Below are 15,253 nucleotides of genomic sequence, written 5' to 3'. Positions count from 1 at the left end.
CTAATTCTTGGACACGTTGCCTGCGGCATCCCGGGTTACCTGCATACCGGAAACCGGAATGTAGCCTAACTCCACGACATCCCCTTCCTGAACCTCAGGAGACACCATATAGTCCAGAAATGCTTGGACAGCCTCGCTCGGCTCTCCCTTGGTATACATGTGCTGATACGCCCATACCGGATAGCTGCCGTTCTGCACATTTTCCACAGTCGCTTGAACACCGTCATAGTTCACCGGCTTGATGCTGTCATCTCCAAGGTAAGACAGTGCAAGGTAACCAATCGCGCCCGGTGTTTCAGCAACAAGCTTCTTGACCGTACCGCTTGAATCTTCTTGAATTGAGCCTTGCAGATCAGGCAGCTTGGATTGTCCCAAGGCGAAGGTCTCGAACGTAGCACGGGTACCGGAGCTTGCCGGACGGTTTACAATGACAATTTCCTGATCCTCGCCGCCAAGCTCCTTCCAGTTCTTCACCGCACCCGTAAAAATATCAACCATCTGCTCCTTTGACAGATCGTCTATCGTGACAGCCGGGTTCACGACGGCCGTGATCGCCACGACGGCCACCTGATGGTCAACAAGCTCTGCCGCTTGAGCAGCCTCCAGCTTCTCTTCACCGAAGACGTCGGAGTTTCCGATGTCTGCTTGACCCTCAGACACTTGAGTAAGCCCTGTTCCGCTGCCTCCGCCTTGAACCTGAACCGTAAGCTCTTGATATGGAGCCTGCGTCATAAATGTCTGCCCTGCTTGATCCACCAGCGGCTGCATAGCGGTAGAGCCAACAGCGAGAATAGAGCCGTTCAGCTTACGCTCTCCCGCTTCACTTCCCGCTCCTCCCGGATCGTTGGCAGCCTCATCGCTGCCTCCGCATGCGGCGAGACTGAGCAGAAGAGATCCTAGCATCAGGGTCCAAGGCAGTTTCTTTTTCATGTGAATGTATCCTTCCTGTTGTGGAGTCATGATCTGACTATAGTGTTAACTATCCACATTTCTTCATACCAATCTGCAGCTTTCTTTTCAAAAACCTGAAAAACACAAAAAAGCCGGTCCTGACGGACCGGCTGTCACAAGCAAATCTAACGCTTGAAAATTGTAATTTTACCGTTCTTGATATTTCGTTTCATCCACTTGATCAGCAAGAAGCGATATAATGGCCTTGTCAGCGGGAAGAGCATGGTAAAGCCAATGAGATCCGTCACAAAGCCCGGGAGGATCAAAAGAATGCCGCCGATAAAAATGCACAGTCCCACTGCCATCGATTCTCCCGGCATCATGCCGGCATTCGCCTTCAGCTTGGCATCTTCCATCGCCTTTCGCCCCTCAAAACGCATCATGGCTACCCCGATGGCCGAGGTCAGCAGTGTCAGCAGGAAGGTATTCATGCCTCCTACCTGATCCGCAACGTATGAAAAGCCGAATATTTCAATAGCAGGCATAAAGATAATCGCTGCCAGTATCCATTTCCACATAGCCAAGCTCCTTTCCCTCAATCCAGAGAGTTCCTTAGTGCAGCATACAGCTCCGGCAGAGATTTATCCAATCGGGCTGGCTTCCATTCCCGGTTCACCCAGACGTGCCGGGTCGAGCCGGTTACGAGCAGTTCCCCGGGAAGATCCCCTCCGTCTTTCCATTGTACCTCTATTGACGGTGCCGGGTCCAATTTGCTCATTCTTCGGACCTCATAGCGGTATTGAATACGAAGCGGAGAGAAGGCGGTTATTGAGGTGAACACTACAATTTCATCATCATACCTCGCGGGCTGCTTATACTGGATGTCCAGATCCACCACGGGCAGAAGCAGTCCGGCCGCTTCGATTTCGGAATAAGAATAGCCCATCGCCCGGATCATCTCGGTACGGCCAATCTCCATCCATTGCAAGTAATTAGAGTGGTAGACCACCCCCATCTGATCCGTCTCCTGATACCGCACCCGCAGGGCTGCCGTGAACCAGCGTATGGGCCCTTCCTCATTCACCTTTGCCATTCAAAAAAGCCTCCCTCTATGAAGGAAGAAGCAATGGTCGATTAGCTCGCCCATTGCTTCTTCGTCATGGATATATCGTTATAGCCTGGATCGTCTTATTGCTGTGCCGGAATCTGACTCACCTTCACCAGGTTCGTGGAGCCGGATTTACCGAGCGGAATACCCGCTGTGATCACAACGAGATCATCTTCTTTGACCAGACCGGATTTGACGCCGCCTTGCAGCGCGTAATCAAACATTTCGTCTGTCGAGGTCGCAGTTTCGCCCTTCACCGGGAATACGCCCCATGTCAATGCCAGGCGTCTCAGTGTCCGCTCCTCTGGAGTAACCGCAATGATTGGGGACTTCGGACGGTACTTGGATACCATACGAGCTGTTGTTCCCGATTGAGTCGAAGAAATAATCGCTTTCGCGTTCAGATCCAGTGCAGAGATTGCGACGGATTGGCTGATCGCTTCCGTTACTGTTGTTTCCTGCGCGATGCGCTGCTTCAGGAACAGATCCCGGTGGTTCAGTGCAGATTCTGCCTTTTCAGCAATGCGGGACATGGTCAGCACAGATTCGACCGGATACTTGCCGGCAGCCGTTTCGCCGGAGAGCATGATAGCATCTGTTCCGTCAAAAATAGCATTCGCCACGTCACTCGCTTCAGCGCGGGTTGGACGCGGGTTACGCTGCATGGAATCGAGCATTTGTGTTGCTGTAATGACCGGCTTGCCGGCAATATTACACTTCTCGATCATACGCTTCTGTACAAGAGGAACCTCTTCAGCAGGGATTTCGACGCCGAGGTCACCACGCGCAACCATCAAGCCGTCGGAAACCTCAAGAATTTCATCCAGGTTGTCCACACCCTGCTGGTTCTCAATCTTGGAAATAATCTGGATATGCTCAGCGTTATGACGCTTCAGCAGTTCACGGATCTCGAGAACATCACTAGCTTTACGAACGAAGGATGCGGCAATAAAATCGATGCCCTGCTCGATTCCGAATACGATGTCACTGGCGTCCTTCTCGGTAATGCCCGGCAGGGAAATCGAAACGCCCGGTACATTCACGCCCTTCTTGCTCTTGATCGTTCCGCCGTTGACGATGCGGCATCTGATTTCAGTGCCCTGCACCTCAACCACTGTCAAGCCGATCAATCCATCATCGATTAAAATGGTTGACCCCGGCTGTACGTCCTCCGGAAGGTTCTTGTAGGTTACTGTCAAACGGTTCTTGTCGCCGAGAATTTCATCGGTAGTCAAGGTAACATACTCGTCCTGAACCAATTCAATCGGCTCTACTTCCAGCTTGCCGGTACGGATCTCAGGGCCTTTCGTGTCGAGCAGGATCGCTACGGTCTTGTTCAGCTCCTCGCAGGCTTGGCGGATGTTCTTGATTCTGCCGCCATGCTCGTCGAAATCACCATGAGAGAAGTTCAGGCGGGCTACATTCATTCCAGCCATAATCAGCTTCTTGGTGTTTTCGAGCGATTCGCTGGAAGGACCGATCGTACATACAATTTTTGTTTTGCGCATTTAGGTTTCCTCCGTTTTTCAAGGGTTCTCTATATTCTCTATATCTCTTCCAACAATTAAATTTACTACAGTTTATGACGTTTGTATAGAAATTTTGTCACATCCTGTCACGCTGTCGGATTCGCCTCCGGCTCCGGACTTGGTGACGGTGCAAAATCAAAGCTTCCGATCTTTCTGAACTTCTGGTAACGGTCCTCCACAAGCTCGCACGCATCCATTGCGGAAAGCTCCTTCAGATGCCGCAGCAGCGCTGACTTAATGTAATCTGCGCTTTCCTCATAGCCCTTATGGGCTCCGCCCATCGGCTCTGGAACGATCTCTTCGATAACCTCCATCTCCAGAAGGTCTTGTGCGGTAATCTTCATCGCTTCCGCCGCCTGGTCCGCCTTAGAGGCATCCTTCCACAGAATGGAAGCAGCTCCGTTCGGGGAAATGACCGAGTAGATGGCATTCTCCAGCATCAGGATCCGGTTGCCCACAGCCATCGCAAGAGCACCGCCGCTTCCTCCCTCGCCGATGACTACACATACTACCGGAACCCCTAGTGAAGACATTTCCCGCAGATTGCGGGCAATCGCCTCGGACTGGCCTCTTTCTTCCGCAGTATTCCCCGGGTATGCACCCTTCGTATCAATAAAGGTGATGATCGGACGCTTGAATTTCTCCGCCTGCTGCATAAGACGCAGCGCCTTGCGGAAGCCTTCCGGGTGGGCGCTTCCGAAGAAACGGGCGATGTTATCCTTCGTATCCTTACCCCGCTGCTGGCCAATAACCGTCACCGGAACGCCATTCAGCTTCGCCAGACCTCCGACGACAGCAAGATCATCTCCATATAGCCTGTCCCCATGCAGCTCGATAAAATCCGTAAAAATAAGCTGGATTAAATCCAGCGATGTCGGACGCTGCTGGTGCCTGGCCAGATGCATTTTCTGGGAAGGAGAAATGGAGGAGTAAATCTCCTCCTCCAGCTGTTTATATCGTTCTTCCAGACGGGCAATCTCATCCGTGAAATCGATGCCCTTCTCCTGTCCAAACTGTCTCAATTCCTCAATCTTCTTGCGCATCTCCGCAAGAGGCTTTTCGAAAGGTAATTCGCCTGACATTAAAATTCCCCTTTCACAGCATGCATTTCGAGCAGCTTGCCCAGCATGGAGCGCAAATCCTTGCGGTGGACAACCATGTCGAGCTGTCCGTGATTCAGGTTGAATTCCGCGGTCTGGAAATCCTCCGGAAGCTTCTGGCGGATGGTCTGCTCAATGACGATTCTGCCGGCGAAGCCGAATACGGCTCCCGGCTCAGCGATGTTAATATCGCCAAGTGTTGCAAAGCTGGCGGATACTCCGCCCGTCGTCGGATCTGTAATCACTGAAATATACAAGCCGCCCTGTTCGCCAAAGCGGGAGAGTGCTGCGCTCGTCTTCGCCATCTGCATCAAGCTGAGAATGCTCTCCTGCATCCGTGCGCCGCCGGAGGTGGAGAAAATAATAAGCGGCAGCCCATGCTTTCCGGCATGCTCAATCGCCCGGGTAATCTTCTCGCCTACAACGGAGCCCATACTGCCGGTGAAAAAGTCAAAGCTCATTACGGCCACCACCACTGGCTGTCCGCAAATAAAGCCTTTGCCTGTAACGACGGCATCATGGAGACCTGATTTCATCTTCTGCTGCTCCAGCTTGCCGGCATATCCCGGAAACTGCAGCGGATCTACTGAAATCATATCCGCATCAAATTCCTCAAAGCTTGTCTCATCGAGCGTGATCCCAATACGTTCCAAGGCATTCAGCCTCATATGGTGCCCGCACTCCAGACATACCTTAAGGTTCTTCTCAAGCTCCTTGCTGTACTGAATCACGCCGCATTTGACGCATTTGTTCATGAGCCCTTCCGGGATTTCGCGCTTCGGGCGTTCTCCCTCTTCTCTCTGCCCGGACCTCACCGCTTGATCAGAGGGAATGGTGGCGTATCTTCTCTTCTTCTGAAACAGATCTTTAAACACAACTACACCTCTCCAGCCGTATATTTGAATGGCCGCAAACTAAGCGATATTCATCATTTGTATCTGGCAAGCTTCGCTATGTAACCCTTGTGCTAGGGGTGCAATATCGAATTCAACACTTCCTGTACCTCGTCCAGCTCCCCCGAAGGTACCCGTATCTCGTATTGTTGCTTTGAAAGATTCACAGGACGGCTTTGAACCAAAAACCCTTCTTCTGTCAGCCTGGTTGTAATCATTTCTGCCACCTTGGAGGTGGGAGCGATATATATTACCGTCCACATGCCTTTCAGATCCCCCTAATTTCATGCTATAGGCATATCCTGAGCCGATATAATGGATAATGATAACACACTTCTATTTTTACCTCAACAAAAGAGAAGAGGGGCTGAGCAGGCATGATTCCGGCAATGGTCCTAAAAAATCACTGATTTTGTCGTTTGCGGTCAGTCGATGGAGGACGTGTAGGAAGCCGCTCCAGGATCATTGTGCGCAATTCTCGAGGATGCCGCTGCGGCGATGCCTGCAACAAGATCATCCAGAAACACATGAACGGACTTCCTGTCTTCATTTAAAGTGTGAATAACCCCGATCTTTTCCTTATCTAAATATCCGAAGCTGGTCAGCCCAATCATACCGTAAATGCTCGTCACGCCAAGCGCCAGTGTCTCATCTACTCCGTACAATGGCTCATCTTGATCCATAATCGATTGCAGCGGCTCGGGCAGCAGCCGCGACTCAGCCAGCTTGTCTAATGCAATGCCTGTAAAGAGAGTATACTGTACCTCCCGTTTGCCCAGCACAGCCCTCACGCTGTTCTCACACGCTGCTAATGTCAGATCCGGATGATATTTCTGCTGCAGCTGAAACACAATGTCTGCAATTGCAGACACGCTGACGCCCCGTTCTAGAAGCATGCTTTCTGCCAGTTCCATTGACATACAAAATCCCTCCCGCACAATACCGTTAGCACGCTGGTGCTCGCTTGCGACGTCACCGGCGCGCTGGGCAGCAGCCACGAAATGTATCCATTCCGTGGTGTCCTTAAGTGTATGCAGGAGGGATATGAAATGTTCATTATAAATGATCCGCTATTTGATTTTTACGCTGCCTTTACCCAGCATTTCCTCGATCGAGGCTACCAATACGTCCGTGGGATCAATCCGGTAGGCCTCGCTGAGGGCCAGCGCCTTCTGATTGCTTTCATAGAATAGCACCGTCGCCGCTGGCCCCCTGTGCTGCTGCAGCAGCTTTTTGAGCCTCGACAGAATTTGAGGATCCTCGCAGTCCGGAGATATTTTGATAAATACCCGCTGGCCTGCGCTCTGCTCCTTGAAGCCGTCCTCGGGTGATTGCTTCACTTCTTCCCCAGGCGGCATGCCCTGCTGCTTCCGAGTGGATTCCGGCGGCCTAACAGCCGGTCTCACAGCGGACCGCTCCTTGCGCCCGATTCGGGATCGCCTTACAAGCTGCTGCAGCCGATCCCGTTCAAGCGGTGATGCCTCCTCGGCAAGCAGCTTGTAGCCCTCGTCCTGCTTCTGGACCTTGGCTCGCAGGGCCAGCAGCGCACCTTTCTCAATGAAGGGGCTGCTCTTCCTCCAGACCTCCGGAAAGAGCACCACCTCGCAGCGGTCAATCTGGTCCTCAAATTCTACAAAGGCCATCGCCTTGCCCTGCTTGGTGGTTATCGTCTTGACCGCGACCACCATACCCGCCACCGTAACCTGGGACTCATCGGCAGCCTCGTCCAAGTCCATCAGCCGCTCGGTTCCGGCCTCTTGCAGCAGCTCGTCATAATCATCCAGAGGATGGCCGGAGAGATACATGCCGAGCAGATCCCGCTCCAGATCCAGCTGCTGGCTGGCGGAATACGGCGGAATATCCGGATATTCAATATCCCAATTCGCCGTTTCAATCACATCGAAGTCGAAGAGCTGAATTTGCAGATCCTCTCGCTCCTTCCGCCATTTCAGCGCGGCCTCCACGGTTTCATCCACCATGGCGGTCTGCTGCGAGCGATGCCCTGGCAGAGAGTCAAAGGCACCGGCCTGAATAAGCGATTCAATCACCCGCTTATTGCAGACCCGCAGGTCGATCCGGCGGCAGAAATCCAGCAGGCTTTCAAAGGGCTTGTCTTCACGAAGACGGACCATGCTGTCCACAGCCTGGGTCCCGACATTCTTGATTGCGGCAAGCCCGAAGCGAATAAATCCGGGAGACCCGCCATTCTCTGCATCACCAGCCTCCGCTACCGGGGTGAACAGGCTCCCGCTTTCATTCACGTCAGGGGGAAGCACCTTGATGCCCATGCGCTGGCATTCCAGCACATATTCCGCCACCTTCCGGTGGCTGCCCATGACCGCGGTGAGCATGGATGCCATAAAATGAACAGGATAGTGGGCCTTTAGATACGCCGTCTGGAAGGCAAGGACACCATATGCCGCGGCATGGGCCCGCGGGAAGCCGTAATCCGCAAAGCGAACGATCATATCGTACACCCGATTCGCTTCATCCCCGGAATAGCCCTGGTTCAAGCTGCCGGTCACGAAATGATCCCGTTCCAGATCCAGCACCTCACGCTTCTTCTTGGAGACCGCTCGTCTCAGCAGATCTGCTTCTCCCAGCGAGAACCCTGCCATCCGGGACGCGATCTGCATGATCTGCTCCTGATAGACAATAATGCCGTAGGTGTCGCCTAATATTTCGGCCAGGTCCGGATGCGGGTACTCCGGCTCGATGACGCCGTGCTTGGCCTGAATGTACTTCGGAATAAAATCCATCGGCCCCGGACGGTACAGCGCCAGCACGGAAATAATATCTTCAAATCCACTCGGCTTCAGATCCTTCAGCACTCTTCGCATCCCTGCCGACTCCAGCTGGAATACTCCCGTCGTATCGCCTCGGCCCAGCATGGCATAGGTAGCGGGATCGTCATCAGCAATCCTGCTCCAGTCCGGCGGCGTCAGCCCCGTTTCCTGAATCCATCTCATACTCCGCTCGATAATGGACAGGGTTCGAAGACCCAGAAAGTCCATCTTCAGCAAGCCAATGCTTTCCAGATTCTCCATCGAATATTGCGTCAAAGCCGTCTTCTCGCTGCCTTCCTGAAGGGGGACCGTCTCGGTCAGCGGTTCCTTGGAAATGACCACGCCTGCGGCATGCGTCGACGCGTGCCGGGGCATGCCCTCCACCTTCATTGCCATATCCAGCAGCTGCTTCACCTTCGGCTTGCTGTCGTACTGCTCCTTCAGGCCGGGACTGTCCTCGACAGCCCGGGCAATGCGGATGCCAAGCTGATTCGGAATCAGCTTGGCCGTGCGGTCTACATCTCCAAAGGGCACGTTCAATGCGCGGCCGACATCGCGCACGGCGGCCTTGGCTGCAAGCGTACCGAAGGTAATAATCTGAGCCACGTGCTGACGTCCGTATTTATCAACCACATAGTCGATGACTTCATCGCGCCGCTCGTCACTAAAGTCAATGTCGATATCCGGCATACTCACCCGCTCCGGATTCAGAAAGCGCTCGAAGAGCAAATGATATTTCATCGGGTCCACATTCGTAATCTGCAAGGTGTACGCTACCAGGCTTCCTGCAGAAGAGCCCCTGCCCGGTCCAACAGCAATGCCCTGCCGATGGGCATATGCAATGAAATCCCACACAATCAAGAAATAATGGCTAAAGCCCATGTTCTCAATGACGCCCAGCTCATAATGAAGCCGACGATGAAGCTCCTCCCGCATGGCCTCATCCTGCCACCGTTCACTGCCGCGATAACGCAGCTCAAGCCCTTCAAGGCACAGCTGGCCTAGATAAGCGGCAGCGTCCATGCCTTCCGGGAGCGGCCGGTACTCCGGCAGAATGGACTGCCCGAAGGTCATTTCCAGAGAGCACTGCTCCGCAATGGCGACGGTATTAGCCGCCGCTTCCATGGCATGGGGAAACAGACGACCCATCTCCTCAGCACTCTTCAAGTACAGCTGCCGGGTCGGAATTCTCAGCCGGCTGTCATCCTCCACGTTCGTGCCTGTGCCGATGCAAATCAATACATCCTGGACCTCGGCATCCTCCGGCGCCAAATAGTGAACATCATTCGTTAACACGAGCGGGATGTCCAGCTCCTGCGATAACTGAATCAGCTGAGAATTGACACGCTTCTGCTCCGGCAGGCCATGGTCCTGCAGCTCCAGATAATAGTCAGGTCCAAAAATTCCCTTATACCGTAAAGCCGCCTCCCGCGCGGCATCGGTACGGCCATGCAGCAGCTGCTGCGGCACTTCGCCGCCCAGGCACGCACTCAGGCATATAATGCCTTCATGAAATTCCGCCAGAGCCTCCATATCAATCCGGGGCTTATAATGAAACCCCTCTAAATGGCCGATGGAGCACAGCTTCATCAGATTGCGATAGCCGGTCTCGTTCTTCGCCAGCAGTATTAAATGGTAGATCGGCTGATCCTTGCGGCTTCCCCGGTCCTTCCGGGAGCCTTCCGTAATATAAGCCTCACAGCCGATAATCGGCTTGATTCCGTGCTGCTTGCATAATTTATAAAACGGCACAGCGCCATACATCACGCCATGATCGGTAAGGGCGAGTGATTTCATGCCCAGCTCAGCTGCCTGCTGAACGAGCTCTGTCAGCTTTGCAGCCCCGTCGAGCAGACTGTATTCACTGTGCACGTGTAGATGCACGAAAGAGCTCATGGCACGCCTCCTTAGGAATAACCTTCTATGCCTTGCCGCTCCCTCTGCAAGGTGCGGAAATCAAGGATGTCAGTATGAATTTTCTCTTCTATTTTATCATAATGTGCCTTCAGACGCCCATACAATGGAACAGGAGACTTATGGACAGGCGGTCACGGTCCTGCCCGCAGAAAGGGGCTGCAAATGAGATGAATGTATTTCTATCCAAGGCCATACTGGATTTCTTCATTGCGTTCGGGATTGTGCTTGGGGGTGCCATGGTGGGCGGGATCGGTGCCGTGTTCTCCATGCAGCCGCCGACGCAGACGATGCTGGACGTCGCCGACCGGATTAAAATCTGGGCTCTCGCTGCAGCGGTTGGCGGTACGATTGATCCCATGCGCGTCATTGAAAGCAATATGCTGGGAGGCAATCTTTCTCCCGCCATCAAGCAGGTGCTGTATCTCGTCTTTGCCTTTCTTGGCGCCCATATGGGCAGCGAGCTGGTGAAATGGGTCTGCCAGGACCGGGGCTGAAGGATACATTATGAGAGTGCCGCAGTTTCGTCGATACCGCCACCTTTATCATGGAGCCTCCCTGCTGGTCCTGGGCATGGTCATCGGAAGCATTGTGTATAACTCGCTGTATCATGCCAGCTACAACAAGCTATGGATGAACAATCGTGACATGCAGATTCAGATTTCCCAGTATGAGGAGGATATTCAGAACCTGAAGAAATACAACAAGCAGCCCACCGTCATCCGGGAAATCAAGCTGCGCGCGGAGCAGAAGAACAATGAGCTGGACAGCCTTGTGATCAAGGAAATTTTGCAGTTGCTCGGCAAAGATCTCGCTGCTCTCCGAGGGAGAAGCGTCTTTGATATTGATACAGACAGCAAGCTGGCCCGTTCGCTGCTGGAGGATAAATTATACAAGATTAGAGATAAGAGCTTTACGGTCAAGATTCGGACCATGCTCGTGATGGAGGGCGTGCTGCAAATCTGGGTGGAGATTGATATGAAGATTCAAACGGGAGGGGATTCATGATACAATACGAAAGGCTATGGACGGAGTAATCTATGGGTTCATGAATATTTTATGATGTAGAAGGAGTGCGCCTCTAATGATGGATATGCTGAAATATGCACTTATTTTTGTACTGGCTGCAGCCTGTGTGCTGGCTGCCCTGAACAGTGTCCGCGCCCGCCGCAAGCGAGATCCTCTGGAACGGGGCAGACATCAGGCGCTGACCAACGTGTGGATGGGCGTGATGCTCATCGTGCTGTCTGTGCTGGCCATGCTCATGTTCAGCGGCTCCACGGTGGCTGTCATTGTCGAAGCCATATTTATGGTGCTTGGCGCGTTTAATATATTCGCTGGGCTGCGCAGCCGCTCCTATTACAGCCGCCAGCAGAAGGCGAACAGCTAAGCTTGCTTATTCCGCTGTCACCGCTATCCCTGGTCAATCGACTGCAGCGTCATGACCGACTTTGCAACCAGGCTGGAATCATGCATAATCTCGACTTCCAGCCTGCAGGTCCGGCGGCTCAGCTCCAGCAGGCTTGGATGAATCACAATGGGATCCTCAATCTGCACCGGACGGATGAAGAAGGTGGAAAGCTGGTCCAATACATAATCCCCGCCCGTCCAGTCCTTGGCCGCGCGAAATGCAGCCTGACTCATGACCGTGGTCAGAATGCCTTGAGAAATGGTCCCGAGGTCAGTCGCCATCTGTGGTGTAATTAATCCGTGAAAGAACAGCTTCCCCTGCTCGTCCCGATCCTCCGCCATTCCGTTCCAGATTAACTGATCAAAGGTTTCTCCCATCTGGGGCTGATTCCGCGCATTGCGGAGCGCCTCCAGCACCTCTTTGCGGGTCACAGTCGCCACCAGCTTCCGGTTCCGGTCCACAATCGGCAGGAAGTCAATGCCTTCCCACATCATAATCTGGGCCGCGGACGCCAGAGAAGTCTTCAGCGTAGCGGTAATAGGATTGCGCGTAATCGCCTTGTCGATCGCCTGATGATCCGCCAGCACCGCCGTATCCTTCGCTCCTACGATCCCGATGACACGGTTCCACTCATCGGTTACCGGGAAGCGCTCCTCGCCGCTGCGCAGGACCATCTCCCGGAATTCCAGCGCAGTGACTGAGTTTTTGAGCGGCGGGATCTTGGGACGTTCACCTGCAATATCCTCCACCAGCATAATTTTCTTCTTGATCAGCCTGTCAAAAATCGCCCGGTTAATCATCGACGCCACGGTAAATGTGTCATGACGCGAGGACATCACCGGCAGCCCCAGCCGATCCGCCAGCTGCTTCACTTCCCGGCTAGTCCCGAACCCGCCGGTAATCAGCACGCCTGCTCCTTGCTCCAGCGCCAGAATATGAGCATCCTCCCGGTTCCCTACGATCATAAGGCTGCCAGCATCAATATAACGGACCATCGCCTCCACCTTCATCGCACCGATTACATATTTATAGAGGCTTTTATCGAGGCCCTCTGACCCGCCAAGCACATGGCCCTCCACGATGTTAACGACATCAGAAAAGGTGAGCTGCTCTGATATATTTCTTGGCTTACGCTCGATGCGCACGGTACCGATTCTTTCCTTGGTCATGACAATGCCTAAGGATTCTGCCTCTTTTACTGCCCGGTATGCCGTCCCCTCGCTGACCGCCAGCTCCTTCGCCAGCCTTCGGACCGATATTTTCTCTCCAATCTTCAAGCCTTCAATATATTGCACCAGCTGTTCATGCTTGGTTACCGTCTCGTCCTTGATGTCCAACTGTTACACCCCCTGGGTTACATCTGTACTACTCTGTTACTATTATATCATGCCAGCCCAGCTTATCCATGTTAGCTCGTGAAATCTCAGGTCGTCTGTAATTCCAGCACACAGCATGACAAAGACGCCGTCAGCAGCACATCTCTGACAGCGCCTTCCCTGGCATTTCACCTCTATACCCTCATGAGTGTCGTTGTATTATTCGCCGGCAGACATGCTGCGGGCTTCCCGCTCCTCCGGCCATTTCAGCTGCCATTGCTTCAGCTTCTCGCGGCGGATTTCATCCAGTGCCTTCTGCTTCGCCTCGTCCACGCCGATGAGAATGTGCAGATGCGAGCCAATGACGAGCAGCGCAAAGCCGGCCCATACAGCTCCGAACAGCGCCGCCCACGAGAAGCCTCCAGCGAACGAGATGCTTGGCAAGGCGTACAGCAGCATCGCCAGGGCGATGACCAGGTAGATCAGATGCTTGACTTTGCTTTTTTTCCGATTCATGATATCCAGCTCCTCTATGATTCAATCTCTATAGTTCTACTCTATGAGAGACGGAGCGAAATTATGAGACAAGTTAGGGAATCCCGGCAAAAAAAGAGCATTACCCTGCCCAAGGGCAGTGCCCTGGCAAAGTAATGCTTCTCTATAGGCAGACTCACCTCTCAAGTGAGCACAAAATACAGCTCCATTATGGCTGCGCCGGTCCGTACAGATCCTGCAGGCTATCTGAAATAATCTTGTTTACATCCTCAATGATGACGCTCAGACGGCGCTCGGCATCGAACAAACGACGGATGCTGAGGTTCATGCTAAGCACCTCGAACAGCTTCTCCACCTGCTCCATTTCTTCCTGGGACGGCATATCCCCAGTCATGATGCGCTGCTGAATTTCCATCTGCCGCTCACGGAAGCTGTTCAGCATCTGCTTGCTTTCGGCGTCGCCTTCAATCAGCTTCATCGCCGACGTAATTTCCTGCACTTCCTCGCTTTCTCTCATCGCTTTTGCCAGATCATTCGCCTTATCATAAATATTGCTCATCGTTGGTGCCTCCTTGGTAGTAAACGGCGCTGCCGTATGAAATGAAAACCATAATTACTTCAGCCACAAAATGGTAATAGAAGACTGAACCAGGCCAATGAGGGCTCCAAGCGCCACTCCCAGCCAGGTAATCGCCCGAAATTCCTTGCCCGACACGCTTAAAATAACCTGCTCCAGACGCTCTACCGGAAATCTTTCCACCTGCTCCTGCACCAGCTCCGGTAGCCGGATCGACTTTACCAGTGCCGGGACCGCCGAGCTCGCCATACCGAGCCCTTTGTCCACCCACTGCGGCAGAGCCTCCTGCAAGGCAGCGAGACGGGGCCGAACGATCTCCGCGATGGTGACCTGCTCGCCCCGCGCCATCCATTCTTCCCACGGCAGGACCTGCTCCAGCTTCTGAAGCAGCAGCTCCAGCGCAGGCTCTCCCGCCAGGGACTGCACTAGCGCGCCCAGCGGCATCTCTCCATACTGCTCCAGCTTGGCTGCAATGATGTCTGCCACCGTGCGGTGGACACGTCCCCCTTCCAGCTGGCCGATCAGAGTCGGCGTGAGCTTCTGGACGAGCTTGTCCTCATCTACGAACAGAGCCGCCATCGTGCCCAAAAACCCCCCTGCCTTGTCCACCATGGAGTGGGTCATTTCCCGGAGCATCCGCTGTCCCTCTGCCGACAGCAGCGTATCGCCAAGCTCCTTCAGCATCATTTCGGCCGCCTGCTCGCTCCATTGGCGGCGCTTGTCCTCCGACCAGCCCGGAACAAGCTCCTTCAGCGGCTTCTCCTCAAGGCCATAAGCCGCCCACATAGATACAGCAGACCGACTTACCGCAGAGCGGGCCGACTGCAGGGCCTTGCCCTTCAAAGCCTCCCACTCCTCCTCACTCCAGATCCCCAGCAGCACATCCTTAACGGAGTCTTCACTTTCTGCCAGGCTGTTCAGCTTGGCGGACAATGTATCCACCGCCTTCTGGCGGAAAGCCGGCTTCTGCAGCATCTCCTGCAGCCCTTCGCTGGTAACAAGATATTGCGAGACGACCTCGCCCAGCGATTTCGCAATATCCTGCTTGCGCTTTGGAATCAGTCCGGGTGTAAAGGGAAGGCGGCGCCCGAATATTTTGACCTCATTTCGGGGGTGAAACAGCATCTTGATCGCAAAATGATTCGTAATTCCGCCGACAAATGCGGCAACACACATATTGATTAGAATAAACAGCCCGCTCTGCATGGCTTCGAAAGCCCTCCTTTTTCCAGA

Annotated in this window: 16 protein-coding genes; 3 read left to right on the top strand and 13 right to left on the bottom strand. The window is 53.7% G+C overall.

Annotated elements, in window-relative coordinates:
- The 9 genes from ACH6EH_RS05955 to ACH6EH_RS05915 form a co-directional block, all read right to left on the bottom strand.
- Entirely contained in the window at positions 1 to 930 is a 930-nt protein-coding gene (locus tag ACH6EH_RS05955) for a phosphate ABC transporter substrate-binding protein (protein WP_397331521.1), read from the bottom strand.
- A gap of 146 nt (positions 931 to 1,076) precedes the next feature.
- Complete coding sequence (locus tag ACH6EH_RS05950) at positions 1,077 to 1,469, bottom strand: FxsA family protein (RefSeq protein ID WP_397331520.1); 393 nt, start codon at positions 1,467 to 1,469, stop codon at positions 1,077 to 1,079.
- Between the two features lie 17 nt (positions 1,470 to 1,486).
- Positions 1,487 to 1,984 carry an acyl-CoA thioesterase gene (locus ACH6EH_RS05945; RefSeq protein ID WP_397331519.1) on the bottom strand — a complete coding sequence of 166 codons (498 nt, stop codon included), beginning with the start codon at positions 1,982 to 1,984 and terminating at the stop codon, positions 1,487 to 1,489.
- Between the two features lie 95 nt (positions 1,985 to 2,079).
- Positions 2,080 to 3,507 (bottom strand): pyruvate kinase, encoded by a 1,428-nt coding sequence (gene pyk, locus ACH6EH_RS05940; RefSeq protein WP_138226424.1) that lies wholly within the window; start codon positions 3,505 to 3,507, stop codon positions 2,080 to 2,082.
- A 107-nt stretch (positions 3,508 to 3,614) separates the two neighbouring features.
- Positions 3,615 to 4,610 (bottom strand): acetyl-CoA carboxylase carboxyltransferase subunit alpha, encoded by a 996-nt coding sequence (locus tag ACH6EH_RS05935; protein WP_397331518.1) that lies wholly within the window; start codon positions 4,608 to 4,610, stop codon positions 3,615 to 3,617.
- Positions 4,610 to 5,503 carry an acetyl-CoA carboxylase, carboxyltransferase subunit beta gene (gene accD / locus ACH6EH_RS05930; RefSeq protein WP_397331517.1) on the bottom strand — a complete coding sequence of 298 codons (894 nt, stop codon included), beginning with the start codon at positions 5,501 to 5,503 and terminating at the stop codon, positions 4,610 to 4,612. Before accD ends, ACH6EH_RS05935 begins: the two co-directional genes overlap by 1 nt.
- 92 nt (positions 5,504 to 5,595) lie before the next feature.
- Entirely contained in the window at positions 5,596 to 5,784 is a 189-nt protein-coding gene (locus ACH6EH_RS05925; RefSeq protein WP_138226427.1) for a glutamate decarboxylase, read from the bottom strand.
- A gap of 162 nt (positions 5,785 to 5,946) precedes the next feature.
- Entirely contained in the window at positions 5,947 to 6,441 is a 495-nt protein-coding gene (locus ACH6EH_RS05920) for a phosphatidylglycerophosphatase A family protein (protein ID WP_397331516.1), read from the bottom strand.
- Positions 6,442 to 6,591: 150 nt separating this feature from the next.
- Positions 6,592 to 10,203 (bottom strand): DNA polymerase III subunit alpha, encoded by a 3,612-nt coding sequence (locus ACH6EH_RS05915; protein ID WP_397331515.1) that lies wholly within the window; start codon positions 10,201 to 10,203, stop codon positions 6,592 to 6,594.
- 188 nt (positions 10,204 to 10,391) lie between these two features.
- On the opposite strand from ACH6EH_RS05915, the gene ACH6EH_RS05910 reads away from it, so the two are divergent.
- The 3 genes from ACH6EH_RS05910 to ACH6EH_RS05900 all read left to right on the top strand — a co-directional run bounded on the left by ACH6EH_RS05910 (position 10,392) and on the right by ACH6EH_RS05900 (position 11,611).
- Positions 10,392 to 10,718 (top strand): YtrH family sporulation protein, encoded by a 327-nt coding sequence (locus ACH6EH_RS05910; RefSeq protein ID WP_397331514.1) that lies wholly within the window; start codon positions 10,392 to 10,394, stop codon positions 10,716 to 10,718.
- Positions 10,719 to 10,728: 10 nt separating this feature from the next.
- Positions 10,729 to 11,229 (top strand): sporulation membrane protein YtrI, encoded by a 501-nt coding sequence (locus ACH6EH_RS05905; protein WP_138226431.1) that lies wholly within the window; start codon positions 10,729 to 10,731, stop codon positions 11,227 to 11,229.
- 76 nt (positions 11,230 to 11,305) lie between these two features.
- A complete protein-coding gene (locus ACH6EH_RS05900) occupies positions 11,306 to 11,611 on the top strand; it encodes a YtpI family protein (protein WP_138226432.1) in 306 nt (101 codons plus the stop codon).
- A gap of 23 nt (positions 11,612 to 11,634) precedes the next feature.
- On the opposite strand, the gene ACH6EH_RS05895 is transcribed toward ACH6EH_RS05900, so the two are convergent.
- From ACH6EH_RS05895 to ACH6EH_RS05880, 4 genes are all read right to left on the bottom strand, one after another.
- Entirely contained in the window at positions 11,635 to 12,969 is a 1,335-nt protein-coding gene (locus tag ACH6EH_RS05895; RefSeq protein WP_397331513.1) for a DRTGG domain-containing protein, read from the bottom strand.
- A gap of 198 nt (positions 12,970 to 13,167) precedes the next feature.
- Positions 13,168 to 13,464: a hypothetical protein gene (locus tag ACH6EH_RS05890; RefSeq protein WP_138226434.1), complete on the bottom strand. Its 297-nt coding sequence runs from the start codon at positions 13,462 to 13,464 to the stop codon at positions 13,168 to 13,170.
- A 187-nt stretch (positions 13,465 to 13,651) separates the two neighbouring features.
- A complete protein-coding gene (locus ACH6EH_RS05885) occupies positions 13,652 to 14,002 on the bottom strand; it encodes a YlbF/YmcA family competence regulator (RefSeq protein ID WP_138226435.1) in 351 nt (116 codons plus the stop codon).
- Between the two features lie 54 nt (positions 14,003 to 14,056).
- Complete coding sequence (locus tag ACH6EH_RS05880) at positions 14,057 to 15,226, bottom strand: DUF445 domain-containing protein (RefSeq protein WP_397331512.1); 1,170 nt, start codon at positions 15,224 to 15,226, stop codon at positions 14,057 to 14,059.
- Positions 15,227 to 15,253: the final 27 nt, after the last annotated feature.

Source organism: Paenibacillus sp. JSM ZJ436 (assembly GCF_044383795.1).
Classification (GTDB): domain Bacteria; phylum Bacillota; class Bacilli; order Paenibacillales; family Paenibacillaceae; genus Paenibacillus_AQ; species Paenibacillus_AQ algicola.
The sequence above is the reverse complement of the archived record's forward strand: the minus strand, read 5'-3'. Positions and strand labels throughout refer to the sequence as shown.

Coding starts and splice junctions, on each gene's coding strand:
- ACH6EH_RS05955 (WP_397331521.1), bottom strand. CDS start 930: ATGAAAAAGAAACTGCCTTGGACCCTGATGCTAGGATCTCTTCTGCTC.
- ACH6EH_RS05950 (WP_397331520.1), bottom strand. CDS start 1,469: ATGTGGAAATGGATACTGGCAGCGATTATCTTTATGCCTGCTATTGAA.
- ACH6EH_RS05945 (WP_397331519.1), bottom strand. CDS start 1,984: ATGGCAAAGGTGAATGAGGAAGGGCCCATACGCTGGTTCACGGCAGCC.
- pyk (WP_138226424.1), bottom strand. CDS start 3,507: ATGCGCAAAACAAAAATTGTATGTACGATCGGTCCTTCCAGCGAATCG.
- ACH6EH_RS05935 (WP_397331518.1), bottom strand. CDS start 4,610: ATGTCAGGCGAATTACCTTTCGAAAAGCCTCTTGCGGAGATGCGCAAG.
- ACH6EH_RS05925 (WP_138226427.1), bottom strand. CDS start 5,784: ATGTGGACGGTAATATATATCGCTCCCACCTCCAAGGTGGCAGAAATG.
- ACH6EH_RS05920 (WP_397331516.1), bottom strand. CDS start 6,441: ATGTCAATGGAACTGGCAGAAAGCATGCTTCTAGAACGGGGCGTCAGC.
- ACH6EH_RS05915 (WP_397331515.1), bottom strand. CDS start 10,203: ATGAGCTCTTTCGTGCATCTACACGTGCACAGTGAATACAGTCTGCTC.
- ACH6EH_RS05910 (WP_397331514.1), top strand. CDS start 10,392: ATGAATGTATTTCTATCCAAGGCCATACTGGATTTCTTCATTGCGTTC.
- ACH6EH_RS05905 (WP_138226431.1), top strand. CDS start 10,729: ATGAGAGTGCCGCAGTTTCGTCGATACCGCCACCTTTATCATGGAGCC.
- ACH6EH_RS05900 (WP_138226432.1), top strand. CDS start 11,306: ATGATGGATATGCTGAAATATGCACTTATTTTTGTACTGGCTGCAGCC.
- ACH6EH_RS05890 (WP_138226434.1), bottom strand. CDS start 13,464: ATGAATCGGAAAAAAAGCAAAGTCAAGCATCTGATCTACCTGGTCATC.
- ACH6EH_RS05885 (WP_138226435.1), bottom strand. CDS start 14,002: ATGAGCAATATTTATGATAAGGCGAATGATCTGGCAAAAGCGATGAGA.
- ACH6EH_RS05880 (WP_397331512.1), bottom strand. CDS start 15,226: ATGCAGAGCGGGCTGTTTATTCTAATCAATATGTGTGTTGCCGCATTT.